Source organism: Rhizobium sp. BK275 (genome assembly GCF_014193555.1).
Classification (GTDB): domain Bacteria; phylum Pseudomonadota; class Alphaproteobacteria; order Rhizobiales; family Rhizobiaceae; genus Rhizobium.
In genome coordinates, this window is the sequence record NZ_JACHZL010000001.1 from 708030 (window position 1) to 722851 (window position 14822).

A 14822-nucleotide genomic window follows, 5' to 3' on the forward strand; every position below is an offset into this window, starting at 1 on the left:
TCCGGCAGCGGTTCGCAGTCTTGAGAGGTGGTCGTGGAAGACCAGTCGAGCGCGCGTCAGGCAGCGGATAAACCACCCGCCAACACTCTCGCGGGTCGGAAAGCGCCGAAAAATGATCAGGAATGAACGGCTCCGTCGATTCGAAGCTCCTCACGAATCACAATCGCACCTCTGCCGGCCACAACGAAATGCAAAGCTGAAGCGATTGTCCTGCATGGCACAGATGCCTTACTTGCATGCCGGACGTCCGGCATATAAATTGGCCCAATGCTTGATCGTTCATCCCAATCTCCGACACATATTCCTACGGACGCACTAAGCGAAGTTCTACAGGACTTTCGCCTGAGTGGGGTCAACTACGGTCGTTGTGAGCTGCGCCATCCATGGAGCATCGCCTTTCCGCAGCAACAGCTGCTTCGCTTCCATTTTGTCAGTGAGGGGCCATGCTGGGTCCATACCGACGCCCAGGGATGGCAGGAGTTACAAGACGGCGATCTGGTGTTGTTGCCACAAGGTGTCGAACATCGACTGGCCAGCAAGCCTGATGTTGTCGGGGACTCGCTTAAGAGCTGTCACGTCACCAAGTTGGGGGGCAATGTCTGCGAAGTGCTGCATCAAGGAACAGGAGCGACGAGCACCCTGTTCTGCGGTTCGATGGCTTTGGGTGCGAATGCCCTCAACCCTTTGATCGCTCTGATGCCACCGATCATCAAGGGCTGTGATGTTGCTGGCAATGATCCGGTCGTCGGCCCTCTCCTCGCCGCCATGACGGCAGAGGCGTCGCAGCCCCAGATAGGTAGCGCTACGGTCTTGTCACGCATGGCGGACGTACTCGTCGCGCGGCTTATTCGCTGCTGGGTCAATTGCAGCGGAGCCTCGACCAGCGGCTGGCTCGCCGCGATCCGTGATCCTCATATCGGTCGTGCGCTGGCAGCCATGCACCGAGATCCAGGCCATGACTGGACGCTTGAGACCCTTGCTGGCGTGGCAGGTCAATCGCGCTCGATCTTCGCGGAACGCTTCAGCGCCATATTGGGGGAAGGCGCGGCACGCTATCTCGCTCGTCTGCGCATGCAGCTTGCACGAGAGTTACTCGGTCAAAACATGTCGGTTGCCGAGGTCGCTTCTCAACTGGGCTATGAATCTGAAGCTTCTTTCGCTCGCGCCTTCAAGCGCATCACCAGTGTTTCACCTGGCGTTGTGCGCCGCACCATTTCCGGACGAACGGACATAGAATTCGGACTTTAGGGCACATATCATCCTGAAAGACTCCGCTATGAAGACCTTCAAACCTTGGAGGTACTGCAATGACGGACACAACATCACAGCTTGACGGCCCCGCGATTGACCTCGATTCTGCCGTTCCGAGTGCATGGAGCCCCACTACCTGGCTTGCCGTTATTTCAATGGCAGCCACAAGCTTTGCGCTGGTGTCAGCTGAATTCCTGCCGGCAGGCCTGTTGACGCCAATGGCGCGTGACCTTGGCATCAGCGAGGGAACCGCCGGTCAGGTTGTCACCGCCACCGCGTCTGTTGGCGCGGTGACGGCCTTGTTGAGCAATGTTCTGATCGGCAAACTGAACCGGAAGACTGTCCTGGTTGGCCTAAGTGCCTTGGCTATCGGCTCCAATCTTCTGGCCGCGCTCGCGACCGATTTTTGGCTATTGTTGTTGGGCCGAGCCGGGCTGGGCGTGGCGCTAAGTGGTTTCTGGGCGCTTTCAGTTGCCGTTGTGGCGAGATTGGTTGGCACCAATGCGACAGGTCGGGGCATGGCTATAGTCACCCTCGGCGTCTCTCTCGCCACCATCGCTGCACCATCGATGGGTGCTTTGATCAGCGATTGGCTCGGCTGGCGTACCGCCACAGGCATGACGGCAGGGCTCGCAGCGGTTGCGATGCTGCTGCAGATACTCAGCTTGCCGACACTGCCCGCAAGCACAAGCAACAGTCTTTCTGACGTCTTCCGGCTGACGAAACGGCGCACTGTTCAGCTCGGAATGCTTGCCATCCTCTTGCTGATGACCGGACATTTTGCCGGCTCGGTCTACGTACGGCCCTTCCTCGAACAAGTGACGCTCCTTGGCACGGGGCCGATTGCCTTGGCGCTCCTCGGGTTTGGCATCGCCGCTGTGATTGGCAATGTCGCCGGCGGCCGACTGGCAGACGCCAATATCCACATGGCACTCGCTGTCACTGGCGTATTGATGGCGTTTGCGGCTGTTGCTCTCGTGCTCTGGGGTGCACATAGCGGCATCGCGTTTGCCCTGGTTACACTTTGGGGTTTAGCTTTTGGGATGGCTCCGGTGGTATTGCCTACTAACTTGTCCCGGGGCGCAGGGGATGCCTTGGAGGCTGCTGGCAGCTTGATGGTCGTTTCGTTCCAGGTCGCCATCAGCATGGGTGCGGTGTTCGGCGGCTACATCGTCGATCAGCATGGCGCTTCCGGGCCGTTGATCATTACCGCCCTCTTGGCGGCATCGACCATCGTCCTGGCGTTGCTGCAGCCCCGCAGCTGACTCTTAGGGTCCCAGCGAAGGTGAGCAGAGGCCGCCGCCGAATGGTCAATGCGCGACGGTGGCTTCAGCCGATCAACGCTTCGGCATCGCGACGCCGGCATCACCGGCTTTGTGACATCGCCATCACTCCCGCCACAAGACCTTGACCGCCAGCGTGGCGGCCGAAGTACGCTTTTCCACGGCGAGCTTGTTGAAGATCTGCTCCATGTGCTTGTTCACCGTCCGGGGCGACATGTCGAGAATGTCGGCGATCTCCTTGTTCGACTTGCCGTGTGCGACCCAGAGCAACACCTCGGCCTCGCGCAGCGTCAGGCCGAAGGCCTTGACGAGCTGTTCCTCGTCGGTGCCACGGTGACGGTCGACGAGCCTGAGCAGGATTTCCCCATCCTGGCTATGCGACAACAGGCGGAACTCAACATCCTGGGAATGACGCGAGTAGCGCAATGCCTGCGGCAATGGCGGTCCGTCCTGGGATTTCGGTTCACTCAGCCAACCGGCCACCTCCCACGGCAAATAGGCACCGGCATCGGGCCGCACCCCGACCCGCAGGAGCAATTCGCTGGCTTGTGGCGTCGACCAGCCGATGCGGCCGTTGCCGTCGCAGGCGACGATCCAGCGTCCGGTGGAATCGAGCGCGTTGCGGGCTGACCGGGCGCGCCTGGCATTGCCAAGATGCACCCGCATCCGGGCGAAGAGCTGGTCGAGCAGGATCGGCTTGCTGACGAAATCGACGCCCCCCGATGCAAGCGCCTTCACCACATGTTCACTTTCGTTGTATCCGGTCATGAAGATGATCGGCAGGTCCTCGAACCCCCGCGCGGCCTTGAGGATCTGGCAGGTCTCGAACCCGTCCATGCCCGGCATGATCGCATCCATCAGGACAATATCGGGGACTGTCGTGTTAGCAAGCGTGATCGCCTGCCTGCCGCTGCTGGAGACCACCACGTCCATGCCCTCGAGGCTCAGAGCGTCGGAGAGCATGGCGAGCGCTTCGGGGGAGTCGTCGACGATCAGGACTTTGCTGCAATCGGACGTCTCAGGCATTGTTCTTGGTCTCCTCGATTACGGCGAGGAAATCGCGCAGGCGATAACTCGTGGCCAGATGACGCATGTGTCTACAAAACCGCACGGTTTCCGGCGCGGAAACTTCGAGATCGTTCAGCATGGCCTCGATCGAGCGGACAAAACCCGTCTGGCCGAGGGTGCGCAACTGGCGCAGCTTCTGCCTGTCCGGTAATTCCGCATCCAGGAAGCGCGGCGGCACCTCGACCTCCTCCGGCCGACCGTCGTCATAGGTCCAGCTCAATGGAACGAGCGCTGCCAGTCGTTCGAAGAGTTCCTCGAAGCCGAAGGGCTTGATCAGGTAGGAATCGTAAAGGTCCGTGTACTCGGGCCTGGTTCGCTCGGTGCCGGCATCGGCGGACAGGATGAGGATCGGCAGGTCGCGGCCGAGACGCTGCCGAATCCGCCGGGCCACCTCCCAGCCGGACATCGTAGGCATAGCAACATCGAGGATGACGATGTCGGGGCGATGAAGCGCCAATTGCGACAGGCAGGCAGGTCCATCAGTCACGGTGATGACCGAGAAGCCCATCGGCACCAGGACGTCCTCCATCAGCGCCCGCTGGACCGGATCATCGTCGGCGATCAGCACCGTCCGGCGCGGACCTTCATACCCGATGATGGCAAGTGCCAGTCCCGCCATGTCGTCCGGCTTGGCCGCCGAAGACAGCATGAGCCGGATGGTAAAATGTGTGCCCCTCCCGGGCGTGCTTTTCAGGGTAAGCTCGCCGCCCATAATCTCCACCAGCAATTTGGTGATGGTCAGGCCAAGGCCGGTGCCGGGCGGACTGATGTGTCCGACCGCAACCTCGGCACGCTCGAAAGGGAGAAATATTCGCTCTATATCGCTCGCCTTTATCCCGACGCCGGTATCCTGGACCTCGAAGGTCGCCACCTGCCCGCGATAGGACAGGCTGAAGCAAACTCTGCCGGCATGGGTAAACTTGATGGCGTTGGAGAGCAGGTTGATAAGCACCTGGCGCAGCCGCTTCTCGTCGGTGTAGACATAGTCGGGCATGGTCGAGGTCGAGCGAAATTCGAAGCTGATGCCCTTGGCCTGCGCCTGCAGGCTGAACATGTCCACGATCTGATCGAGGAAGGGGCCGAGCGCGATCTTGTGGCGGTAGATCTCCAGCTTTCCAGCCTCGATCTTGGAAATGTCGAGCAGCCCCTCAATCATGTCGGCCAGATGCTCGCCGCTTCGCTTGATGGTACGCGCGGCATTGTGGACATAGCCGGGCATGCTCTTCTGCCGCTCCAGCAACTGGGCATAGCCGAGAATGGCGCTTAGCGGCGTGCGCAGCTCGTGGCTGAGGCCCACCACATACTTGCTCTTTGCGACGTTGGCGGACTCGGCCGCCTCCTTGGCCTTCTGCAGCAGCCTGTCGGTCTCCTCGTGCGCCTTGATCTCGTCCATGAGCAGGCGCGTGTGACGGCGCGATTCCTCCTCGGCGAATTTCCGGCTTTCCTGGGCCAGCACGAAAAGCCAGACAATGATGCCGGAGATGATGAAGACGATGATGAACAGTTTCCACAACACCGCCGAGATCGGCCCGGCCGGCAGTGACCGGTCGATTGTACTCTGGAAATAGATCAGCCAGAATAGCACTCCGATCAGTAGCGTGACCATCGTCAGGATGGCGGCATAGCGCATCAGCCGGCCCTCCACCCAAACCGCAAAACGGGCCGGCAGCAGAGCGGCGGCGGCGCTGCGTGCCTGGTCCATGAGCCGGGCATCGGTCTTGCAGAGATCACCGCAACGGGCATCGAGCGAGCAGCAAAGCGAGCAGATCGGCCCGGAATAGACCGGGCAGCCGGCCATGTCCTCGCGGTCGAAGCTGTGCTCGCAGATACAGCACTGGATCATCGGCTGATTGGCCCAGTCAGCCTTGGTTTCCCGGGCTATATAGTAGCGACCGCGCGTGGCGGCCGCGATCAGCGGTGCCAACACGAAGGCCGAGGCAAGCGCCACGTAGATGTAGGCCTGAGCCAGGAAAGTGCCGAAGAAACCGAGATAGGCGAGAAGGCCGGCGAGATCGGCGATGCACATGGCACCGAAGCCTGCCGGATTGATGTCGTAGAGGTGGGCGCGCTTGAACTCGATGGCGGCCGGCGACAGGCCCATCGGCTTGCTGACCACGAGATCGGCGACGATCGCCGCCATCCAGGACACGGCGACGATGGCGTAGAGGCCAAGCGTCTGTTCGAGTGCCTTGTAGACGCCGAATTCCATCAGCAGCAGGCCGAGCAGCACGTTGAACACCAGCCACACGACGCGGCCCGGATGGCTGTGGGTCAGGCGCGAGAAGAAGTTGGACCAGGCGATCGAACCGGCATAGCTGTTGGTGATGTTGATCTTGACCTGGCAGACGACGACGAAGATGCCGGTCAGCCCCAGGGCCAGTTCAGGCGAGACCAGCATCTCGCGAAAGACGCTCAGATACATCTGGGTAGGGTCGGCGGCATCGGCGAAGCCGACCCCGTGCTGAAAGGCGTAGAAGGCCAGGAACGATCCCGCGAGAATTTTCAGCCCGCCGATCAGGATCCAGCCGGGGCCGGCGAACATCAGCGCCGCCCACCAACGCAGCCGGTTCTTTCGGTCCTCGCGCGGCAGGAAACGCAGGAAATCGACCTGTTCCCCGATCTGCGCGACCAGCGAGAACAGGACCGCAGAGGCCGCGCCGAAATGGGCGAGATCGACAGAGCCATCCGGCTGGCCCCACAGGCCGGTATAGCCAGTCCACTGGCGCACCGAGACGTGGCTTTGCGCGGCGATGAAGATGAAGGGTGCGAGCTGGAGCACGATCCAGAAGGGCTGGCTCCACGCCTGAAAACGGCTGATGAAGGTCACTCCGTGCGTCACCAGCGGGATGATCAGCAGTGCGCTGGCGATATAGCCGATCGACAGCGGCAGGCCGGTGCAGAGCTCCAGCGCGGTCGCCACGATCGCCGCCTCGATGGCGAAGAAGATGAAGGTGAAGGTGGCATAGATCAGCGAAGTGACCGTCGACCCGATATAGCCGAAGCCTGCGCCGCGGGTGAGAAGATCGATGTCCACGCCGAACTTGGCGGCATTGTAGGCAATCGGTATCCCCATCAGGAAGATAATCGTGCAACTGACGAGGATTGCCGCGACCGCGTTGGGGAAGCCATAGTTGAGCGTAATAGATCCGCCGATCGCCTCCAGCGCCAAGAAGGAAATTGCGCCGATCGCTGTGTTGGCGATGCGGCCGTTGGAGAAACGACGCACGCGATAGGCGGTGAAGCGCAGCGCATAGTCTTCCAGGGTCTGGTTGGCGACCCATTTATTGTAAGTCCGGCGATTTCTCGGGATCCTCTCCGCTGTGGTCACGACAGGTCACTCCGCGGGGTTGCAGGCCCGTCCGCCGTATGAGGCGCGTCCCGAATTCGCTGCAACTGCAAAGCAAGAAACGTTCCAGCCACGTCGCCGCGCAGCGAAAGTGGCCGAAACCATTTGCCGCCGACCGTCATTTCGGGATTCGGACCGTCCTCTTTTTTCAATAAATTCAATCCTCCGATGTCTTCAAACCGTCATTTGGCCCGATGCTAGGGGGAAAATGGGCAAGGACAAATACGTCAAACGCTCCATTGTTGCGTTGCAGCACCGCCGCAACACTCGCGTCAGTTGGCCGGATCGAGCCAGCACCTTCCGAACACAAGCGAAATGAGGCTCTGCCATGAAGGACGAACCATCGAAAAGACTGATGCCCGTGACCCGCAGGACGCTGCTGGCCGGCATTGCCGCAATGCCTTTCCTCACCACGGGCGTCGTGCCGGTTGTGGCCGCCGACTATCCGACCGCCGCCGTCAACACGACGGGGCTCGCCGTCACCGACGATACCGTCAAGGTCGGCATCCTGCATTCCGTCACCGGCACGATGGCGATCAGCGAGACCGGTTCGGTCCAGGCGGAGAAGCTGGCAATCGAGCAGATTAACGCCATGGGCGGCGTGCTCGGCCGCAAGATCGAATTCATTCAGGAAGATGGCGCTTCCGATTGGCCGACCTTCGCCGAAAAGGCCAAGAAACTGCTTGTTCAGGACAAGACGGCGGCCGTCTTCGGTTGCTGGACGTCCGCCTCGCGCAAGGCCGTGCTGCCGGTCTTCGAACAGTATAACGGCATGCTCTATTACCCGACCTTCTACGAAGGCCTCGAGGAGAGCCCGAACGTGATCTACACCGGCCAGGAGGCGACCCAGCAGATTCTCGCCGGTATCGACTGGGTGGTGAAGGAAAAGGGCGCCAAGTCCTTCTACCTGCTCGGTTCCGACTATATCTGGCCGCGCACCTCCAACAAGATCGCCCGCAAACATATCGAGAAGCTCGGCCTCGAGGTCGTCGGCGAGGAATATTATCCGCTCGGTCACACCCAGTTCAATTCGGTGATCAACAAGATCAAACTGAAGAAGCCGGACGTGATCTATGCGATCGTGGTCGGCGGCTCGAACGTCGCCTTCTACAAGCAGCTGAAGGCCGCGGGCATCGACCTGTCCAAGGAAAAGCCGCTTCTCCTGACGATTTCAGTGACCGAGGACGAAATCCTCGGCATCGGCGGCGAGAACATGGCCGGTGCCTACGCGATGATGAAGTATTTCCAGAGCCTGGAGAACGACAACAACAAGCAGTTCGTCGCCGAGTTCAAGAAGATGTGGGGCGACAATATCGTCATTGGCGACGTCACCCAGGCGGCCTATCTCGGCCCTTGGCTGTGGAAGGCCGCCGTCGAGAAGGCTGGTTCCTTCGATATCGACAAGGTCAAGGCCGCGTCGCCGGGCATCGAACTGACCACGGCGCCGGAAGGCTACGTCAAGATCCACGAGAACCATCACCTCTGGTCGAAAGCGCGCGTGGGCCATGCCCAGCTCGATGGCCAGTACAAGGTGGTCTACGAGACGACCGACCTGATGGAACCGAACCCCTTCCCCGAAGGCTATCAATAAGCCTCGCCTAGCGCCGCCCCGCCTGACTGCCCGGGCGGCGTCCCTTTCCTTCCATCCTCAATTGCGAACGGCGAGGCCGCGATGATTGGCGACTATACCTTTGGCGAGTTCACTTCGATTTTGGCCATGCAGGGCTTCGCAGGCCTCAGCCTGTTTTCCGTCTTCGTGCTGATGGCGCTGGGTCTTGCGATCATCTTCGGCCAGATGGGCGTCATCAACATGGCCCATGGCGAATTCATGATCCTTGGTGCCTATGTGACTTATCTCTGCTCCCATCTGGTGACCGAATATGTGCCGGTGTTGTTTCCGGTCTATTTCTTCGCGGCCATGGCGCTCGCCTTCTGCACTTCCTTCGGGCTCGGCGTGCTTGTCGAGTGGGGCTTGATCCGGCATCTCTATCGTCGGCCGCTCGATACCTTACTTGCCACCTGGGGCCTGTCGCTGATCCTGCAGCAGGTCTACCGCTCGGTCTTCGGCGCCCGCGAAGTGGGCGTCACCCTGCCGGACTGGATGATGGGCTCGGTCGCGCTGACCGACATGATCGAGATCCCGATCAACGGCCTGTTCGTCATGGGTCTGACCATCCTGATCGCCTTCGCCGTCTATCTGATGATGGCGCGCTCCACCTTCGGCAAGCAGGTGCGTGCCGTGCTGCAGAACCGGGTGATGGCCGGCGCCGTCGGCATCGACACCAAGCGCGTCGACCGTATGACTTTCGGGCTCGGCTGCGGCATCGCCGGGATCGCCGGTTCCGCCTTCACCATGATCGGCTCGACCGGGCCGACCGCCGGCCAGCTCTATATCGTCGACACCTTCCTGGTGGTCGTCTTCGGCGGCGCCGGCAGCCTGATCGGCACGATCGCCTCCGCCTTCACCATCTCCCAGGCCCAGTCGACGATGGAATTCTTCATGAGCGGCTCCATGGCCAAGGTACTCACGCTGCTCACCGTCGTCGGCATCCTGATGCTGCGCCCGCAAGGCCTGTTCACGCTCAATATCCGCCGCTGAGGAGTACCGAACCATGACCTCCGAGACTTTTCTGTTCAAGCAACGCGAATGGGTGGCGCTCGCCGTCCTGGCCGCCCTGATCCTCCTCGTCCTGCCCGCCACCGTCGATGTCTTCCGGCTCAACCTGGTCGGCAAATACCTGACTTATGCCTTCGTCGCGCTCGGCCTCGTGCTCTGCTGGGGCCTTGGCGGTATCCTGAGCCTCGGCCAGGGCATCTTCTTCGGCCTCGGCGGCTACTGCATGGCGATGTTCCTGAAGCTGGAGGCCTCGACCCCGGAGGCGACGAAGATCCAGTCGACGCCTGGCATTCCTGATTTTATGGACTGGAACCAGGTGACCGAACTGCCCTTCTGGTGGCAGCCGTTCCATTCCTTCGGCTTCACGCTGATCGCAATCGTCGCGGTACCGACCGTGTTTGCCTATGTCATTGGTGCCGCGATGTTCAAGCGGCGGGTCGGCGGCGTCTATTTCGCCATCATCACCCAGGCGGTGGCCGCGATCCTCACCATCCTGATCATCGGTCAGCAAGGCTATACCGGCGGCGTAAACGGCATCACCGACCTGCGCACGCTGCTTGGCTGGGATATCCGCACTGACGAAGCCAAATTCGTGCTGTATTTCGTCAATGCGTTGCTGTTGATCGGCTGCCTGGTTCTCGCCCAGTTCGTCCGGGTATCGAAATTCGGTCGGTTGCTGGTTGCGATGCGCGATCGCGAGGACCGCGTGCGCTTCTCCGGCTATGACGTGTCGAACTTCAAGATCTTCGTCTTCTGCCTGGCGGCCGCCTTTTCCGCCATCGGCGGGGCGATGTTCACCCTGCAGGTGGGCTTCATGTCACCCTCCTTCGTCGGGATCGTGCCGTCGATCGAAATGGTGATCTTCTGCGCGGTCGGCGGTCGCCTGTCGTTGTTCGGCGCGGTCTACGGCGCGCTGCTCGTCAACTTCGCCAAGACCTCGTTTTCCGAGAGTTTCCCCGAACTCTGGCTGTTTGCCATGGGCGGGCTGTTCATCGCCGTGGTCATGACCTTCCCCTTCGGCCTTGCCGGGGTCATCCGCGAGCATGTCGAGCCGGCGCTGTTGAAATTCACCCGGCGCGTGGCGCTGCTGCGCCCCGGCGCCGCGGCTGCGTCATCCTCCTCGAAGTGAAAGGCCAAGGCGATGGACCCGAACGCACCTGCCGACTTCCTCCTGAGTGTCGAAAGCCTCACGGTTTCCTTCGATGGCTTCAAGGCGGTCAACGACCTTTCCTTCTATGTCGATGAGAATGAGATCCGCGTGATCATCGGTCCGAACGGCGCCGGCAAGACCACCGTGCTCGATCTAATCTGCGGCCGCACCAGACCGACCGAGGGCTCGATCCGCTTCAGGGGCCAGGAACTGACCGGCATGCGGGAGCACGAGATTGTGCATGCGGGCATCGGCCGCAAATTCCAGAACCCGTCGATCTACGAGGACCTGACGGTGTTCGAGAACCTCGAACTCTCCTTCCCGCGCGGCCGCAACGTGTTCGGCGCGCTGTTCTTCCGCCGCGACGCCGAGGTGCGCGACCGGGTTGAGGAGATCGCCAAGATGATCTTCCTTAAGGACCACCTGAGCACCGAGGCGGCGATCCTCAGTCACGGGCAGAAGCAATGGCTGGAGATCGGCATGCTTCTGATCCAGAGCCCCAAGCTCTTGATGCTGGACGAGCCGGTTGCCGGCATGAGCATCGCCGAGCGCAGGAAGACCGCGGAACTCCTGAACACTATCATCCGCAACCAGTCCGTGATCGTCATCGAGCACGACATGAAATTCGTCGAGGACATCGCCCACCGGGTCACGGTGCTGCACCAGGGACGGGTGCTCTCCGAGGGGTCGATGGAGCGCGTCAAGAACGACCCGAAGGTCGTTGAAGTCTACCTCGGCCATTAGGAGGATGCCATGCTCACAGTCGAAAACCTTCACGTCGCCTATGGCCAGAGCGAGGTCATCCATGGCCTCGACCTCACCGTCGCGGCTGGCGAAATCGTCGCCATCATGGGCCGCAACGGCATGGGCAAAACCACGCTGATGAAGTCGCTGATCGGCATCGTGCCGTCCAGCCGAGGCATGATCCGCATCGCCGACCGGTCAATCGAGACGCTCGAAAGCTACCAGCGCGTCGGCGCGGGCCTCGCCTATGTGCCGCAGGGCCGCATGATCTTCTCGGCCATGACCGTCAGGGAGAATATCGAGACCGGTCTCACCGTGACGGGTGAAACCACCGTGCCGGACCAAATCTACGAATTGTTTCCGGTGCTGCTGGAAATGAAGGGGCGGCGCGGCGGCAATCTCTCCGGCGGCCAGCAGCAGCAGCTGGCGATCGCCCGGGCGCTCGCCTCTCGGCCGAAAGTGCTGATCCTCGACGAACCGACGGAAGGCATCCAGCCGTCGATCATCAAGGAGATGGGGCGCACACTCCGCCGTATCCGCGACGAGATGGGCCTTTCGATCCTTGTTTCCGAACAGGTGCTGAGCTTCGCCCTCGACATGGCCGACCGGGTGCTCGTCATCGAAAAGGGCCAGATCGTCCACGAGTCCCCGCGCGCCGGCATCGACGAGGAGAAGGTCTCCGCCTTCCTCTCCGTCTGACCACATTCCCACCCGATACATTCACGAAGCAAGGAGAACGGCATGCCCGATACCCTCATCAAGGTGGACCTAAGCGAGTCCGCCTACAGCAACGAGAAGATACACAACCGCTGGCACCCCGACATTCCAATGGCCTGCTGGGTCGAACCCGGCGACGACTTCCGGGTCGAGACCTATGACTGGACCGGCGGCCAGATCAAGAACGACGACGATGCCTCCGACGTGCGCGACGTCGACCTCTCGCAGGTCCACTTCCTGTCCGGCCCGATCGGCGTGAAGGGTGCCGAGCCCGGCGACCTGCTGGTGGTCGACATCCTCGACATCGGCGCCTTCGACAACAGCCTGTGGGGTTTCAACGGCTTCTTCTCCAAGAAGAACGGCGGCGGCTTCCTGACCGAGCATTTCCCGGAGGCGCAGAAGTCGATCTGGGACTTCCAGGGCATGTTCACCTCCTCGCGCCACGTGCCGGGCGTCAAATATGCGGGCCTCATCCATCCCGGCCTGATCGGCTGCCTGCCGGACCGCAAAATGCTAGACCTGTGGAACAACCGCGAAAAGGCGCTGTTCGACACCGATCCCGCCCGCATACCGGCGCTTGCCACCCTGCCGGATGGCGGCCCGACCGCGCATATGGGCGCTCTCAAGGGCGAGGCCCGCGACAAGGCAGCCGCCGAGGGCGCCCGTACGGTCCCGCCGCGCGAGCATGGCGGCAATTGTGACATCAAGGACCTGTCGCGCGGCTCGAAGATCTATTTCCCGGTCTATGTCGACGGCGCCGGCCTTTCCATGGGCGACCTGCATTTCAGCCAGGGCGACGGCGAGATCACCTTCTGCGGCGCCATCGAGATGGCGGGCTGGCTGCATATCAAGGTGTCGCTGATCAAGGACGGCATGGCCAAATACGGGATCAAGAACCCGATCTTCCGACCCTCGCCGATCACGCCGAAATACGACGACTACCTGATCTTCGAGGGCATCTCGGTCGACGAGGGCGGCAAGCAGCATTATCTCGACGTGCATATCGCCTACCGCCAGGCCTGCCTCAACGCCATCGAATATATGACCAAGTTCGGCTACACCCGCGCCCAGGCCTATGCCATCCTCGGCACGGCGCCGATCCAGGGCCATATATCCGGCGTGGTCGACATTCCAAACGCCTGCGCGACGCTGTGGCTGCCGCTCGACATCTTCGAATTCGACATGAAGCCCGGCGCCGACGGTCCGAAGATATTCCTTGACGGCACGGCCGACGTGCCGCTCGCCCCCGATCTTTGATCATACAAGGCAATCAGGGCGGCCATGCCGCCGCCCTGATTGCGCATCTCGACGACCCGGAGCCAGCCATGCCCTATTACGACTATTCCTGCGACGCCTGCGGCCCCTTCACCGAACTGCGCCCCATGGCGCGCTCGGCCGAACCTTGCGACTGCCCGACCTGCGGCACGCCGGCACCGCGCGCCTTCTTCACCACGCCCTTCTTCGCCAAGATGGAAATGAGCGCACGGGTGGCACATCAGACCAACGAGAAAGCGGCGCACGAGCCCAAGACCTCGAAAAGCCTCGGTCACGCCCCCGGATGCGGCTGCTGTAGCAGCAAGGCCAAATCGAAGGCGGTCTATCGCGCCGACGGCGCCAAGACCTTCCCTTCGGGGCGGCCGTGGATGATCAGCCATTGAGCGAGCCTCTCGGTGATCGGCGTTTCGAAGACACCTTGGCAGGATAATTCCAGACAAGGTGAGGCTGAGGCCTAAATTCAATCCAGGGCTATACCGACCGAACCACGCACACCCCCTTCCGGCTCTAAATAGCCCAAAGCACCGAATTCCCCTCCGCATTTTTTTGGATTTGCAGGGCTATCAAGACGATCGGATGGGAACCGTAGTCATCGGCGCTGCTATCCTTGACCCCAACCTGGCTGCTGTGAGCTCCGCGCTATCGTCTGGTCCGACGAAATCGGCACACAGCGCGTATCAGCTATTCTTCAGATGGAACGGTAGCGGCCGAGTTCGTTCATGGCGTGCTTCACCATTTCCATCAGTTCCTCCGACGTGGCGCCGTCACGCGCCTGGACGGACATGCCCTGCACGATGGCACCGAGAAAACGCGCCAGCGACTTGGCATTCGTGTCCGGGCGAAGCTCCCCTTCCGCTATTCCTCGCTCGATTCGCGTCGTGAAGGCATCGAGCGTCTGTTGGCGAAGCGCGGAGACATAATAGGCAATGTCCTCGTTTTCCGAAGCGCAGTTCAGCACGGCCGTGGAAATCATGCAGCCTTTCGGATGATCGGGAGCCGTGAAGATCATCGCTGAATTTCTCAGGAATCGTTCGAAGGCGGCGACGGTTTCGATCTCTTCCCTCAGCGGATTGCCCGGATACGGCCGGGGCATGCGGCGATATTGGTCGAGAGCCTCCCGGTAGAGGTCCGCCTTCGACTGAAATGCTGCATAGAGGCTTTGCGGCGTGATGCCCATGGATGCCGTGAGATCGGCAATCGACGAGCCGTCGTAACCATGCTCCCAGAACACGTCGCGCGCTGCCGCAAGCACCGTCTCGCGATCGAACGCCGGCGGGCGGCCACGCTTGCGTGGCGTGGATTCCTTGTCGCCATCGTTATTTTTCACAATGATCACTCTAGAAATACGAATCGATTCGGTTTATTCAGGAA

12 protein-coding genes are annotated in these 14822 nt (G+C 61.2%); 9 read left to right on the forward strand and 3 right to left on the reverse strand.

Annotated features, from left to right (window positions below):
• The first annotated feature begins 267 nt into the window (after nucleotides 1–267).
• Together FHT82_RS03225 and FHT82_RS03230 are read left to right on the forward strand one after the other, a co-directional pair.
• Nucleotides 268–1248 (forward strand): AraC family transcriptional regulator, encoded by a 981-nt coding sequence (locus FHT82_RS03225; RefSeq protein WP_183726248.1) that lies wholly within the window; start codon nucleotides 268–270, stop codon nucleotides 1246–1248.
• 59 nt (nucleotides 1249–1307) lie between these two features.
• A complete protein-coding gene (locus FHT82_RS03230) occupies nucleotides 1308–2516 on the forward strand; it encodes an MFS transporter (RefSeq protein ID WP_183726250.1) in 1209 nt (402 codons plus the stop codon).
• Between the two features lie 123 nt (nucleotides 2517–2639).
• On the opposite strand, the gene FHT82_RS03235 is transcribed toward FHT82_RS03230, so the two are convergent.
• Together FHT82_RS03235 and FHT82_RS30615 are read right to left on the reverse strand one after the other, a co-directional pair.
• Nucleotides 2640–3560 (reverse strand): DNA-binding response regulator, encoded by a 921-nt coding sequence (locus FHT82_RS03235; RefSeq protein WP_183726253.1) that lies wholly within the window; start codon nucleotides 3558–3560, stop codon nucleotides 2640–2642.
• Nucleotides 3553–6930: an ATP-binding protein gene (locus FHT82_RS30615; RefSeq protein ID WP_183726255.1), complete on the reverse strand. Its 3378-nt coding sequence runs from the start codon at nucleotides 6928–6930 to the stop codon at nucleotides 3553–3555. The genes FHT82_RS03235 and FHT82_RS30615 overlap by 8 nt, the downstream gene beginning before the upstream one ends.
• A 346-nt stretch (nucleotides 6931–7276) precedes the next feature.
• Between FHT82_RS30615 and urtA the strand changes: the two genes are divergently transcribed.
• The 7 genes from urtA to FHT82_RS03275 all read left to right on the forward strand — a co-directional run bounded on the left by urtA (nucleotide 7277) and on the right by FHT82_RS03275 (nucleotide 13834).
• Complete coding sequence (urtA, locus tag FHT82_RS03245) at nucleotides 7277–8539, forward strand: urea ABC transporter substrate-binding protein (RefSeq protein WP_183726257.1); 1263 nt, start codon at nucleotides 7277–7279, stop codon at nucleotides 8537–8539.
• Between the two features lie 81 nt (nucleotides 8540–8620).
• Entirely contained in the window at nucleotides 8621–9547 is a 927-nt protein-coding gene (gene urtB / locus FHT82_RS03250; protein ID WP_183726259.1) for an urea ABC transporter permease subunit UrtB, read from the forward strand.
• A 13-nt stretch (nucleotides 9548–9560) separates the two neighbouring features.
• Nucleotides 9561–10694 carry an urea ABC transporter permease subunit UrtC gene (gene urtC, locus FHT82_RS03255; protein ID WP_183726261.1) on the forward strand — a complete coding sequence of 378 codons (1134 nt, stop codon included), beginning with the start codon at nucleotides 9561–9563 and terminating at the stop codon, nucleotides 10692–10694.
• 12 nt (nucleotides 10695–10706) lie between these two features.
• The gene (gene urtD, locus FHT82_RS03260) at nucleotides 10707–11459 is read left to right on the forward strand and encodes an urea ABC transporter ATP-binding protein UrtD (RefSeq protein WP_183726263.1); all 753 of its coding nucleotides are present in this window, start codon (nucleotides 10707–10709) and stop codon (nucleotides 11457–11459) included.
• A 9-nt stretch (nucleotides 11460–11468) separates the two neighbouring features.
• Nucleotides 11469–12158 (forward strand): urea ABC transporter ATP-binding subunit UrtE, encoded by a 690-nt coding sequence (gene urtE / locus FHT82_RS03265; RefSeq protein ID WP_183726265.1) that lies wholly within the window; start codon nucleotides 11469–11471, stop codon nucleotides 12156–12158.
• 42 nt (nucleotides 12159–12200) lie between these two features.
• Complete coding sequence (fmdA, locus tag FHT82_RS03270; protein ID WP_183726267.1) at nucleotides 12201–13433, forward strand: formamidase; 1233 nt, start codon at nucleotides 12201–12203, stop codon at nucleotides 13431–13433.
• A 68-nt stretch (nucleotides 13434–13501) separates the two neighbouring features.
• Complete coding sequence (locus tag FHT82_RS03275) at nucleotides 13502–13834, forward strand: zinc ribbon domain-containing protein (protein WP_183726269.1); 333 nt, start codon at nucleotides 13502–13504, stop codon at nucleotides 13832–13834.
• Nucleotides 13835–14139: 305 nt separating this feature from the next.
• Here FHT82_RS03275 and FHT82_RS03280 read toward each other — a convergent pair whose 3' ends face one another.
• Complete coding sequence (locus tag FHT82_RS03280; protein WP_183726271.1) at nucleotides 14140–14787, reverse strand: TetR/AcrR family transcriptional regulator; 648 nt, start codon at nucleotides 14785–14787, stop codon at nucleotides 14140–14142.
• Nucleotides 14788–14822 lie beyond the last annotated feature (35 nt).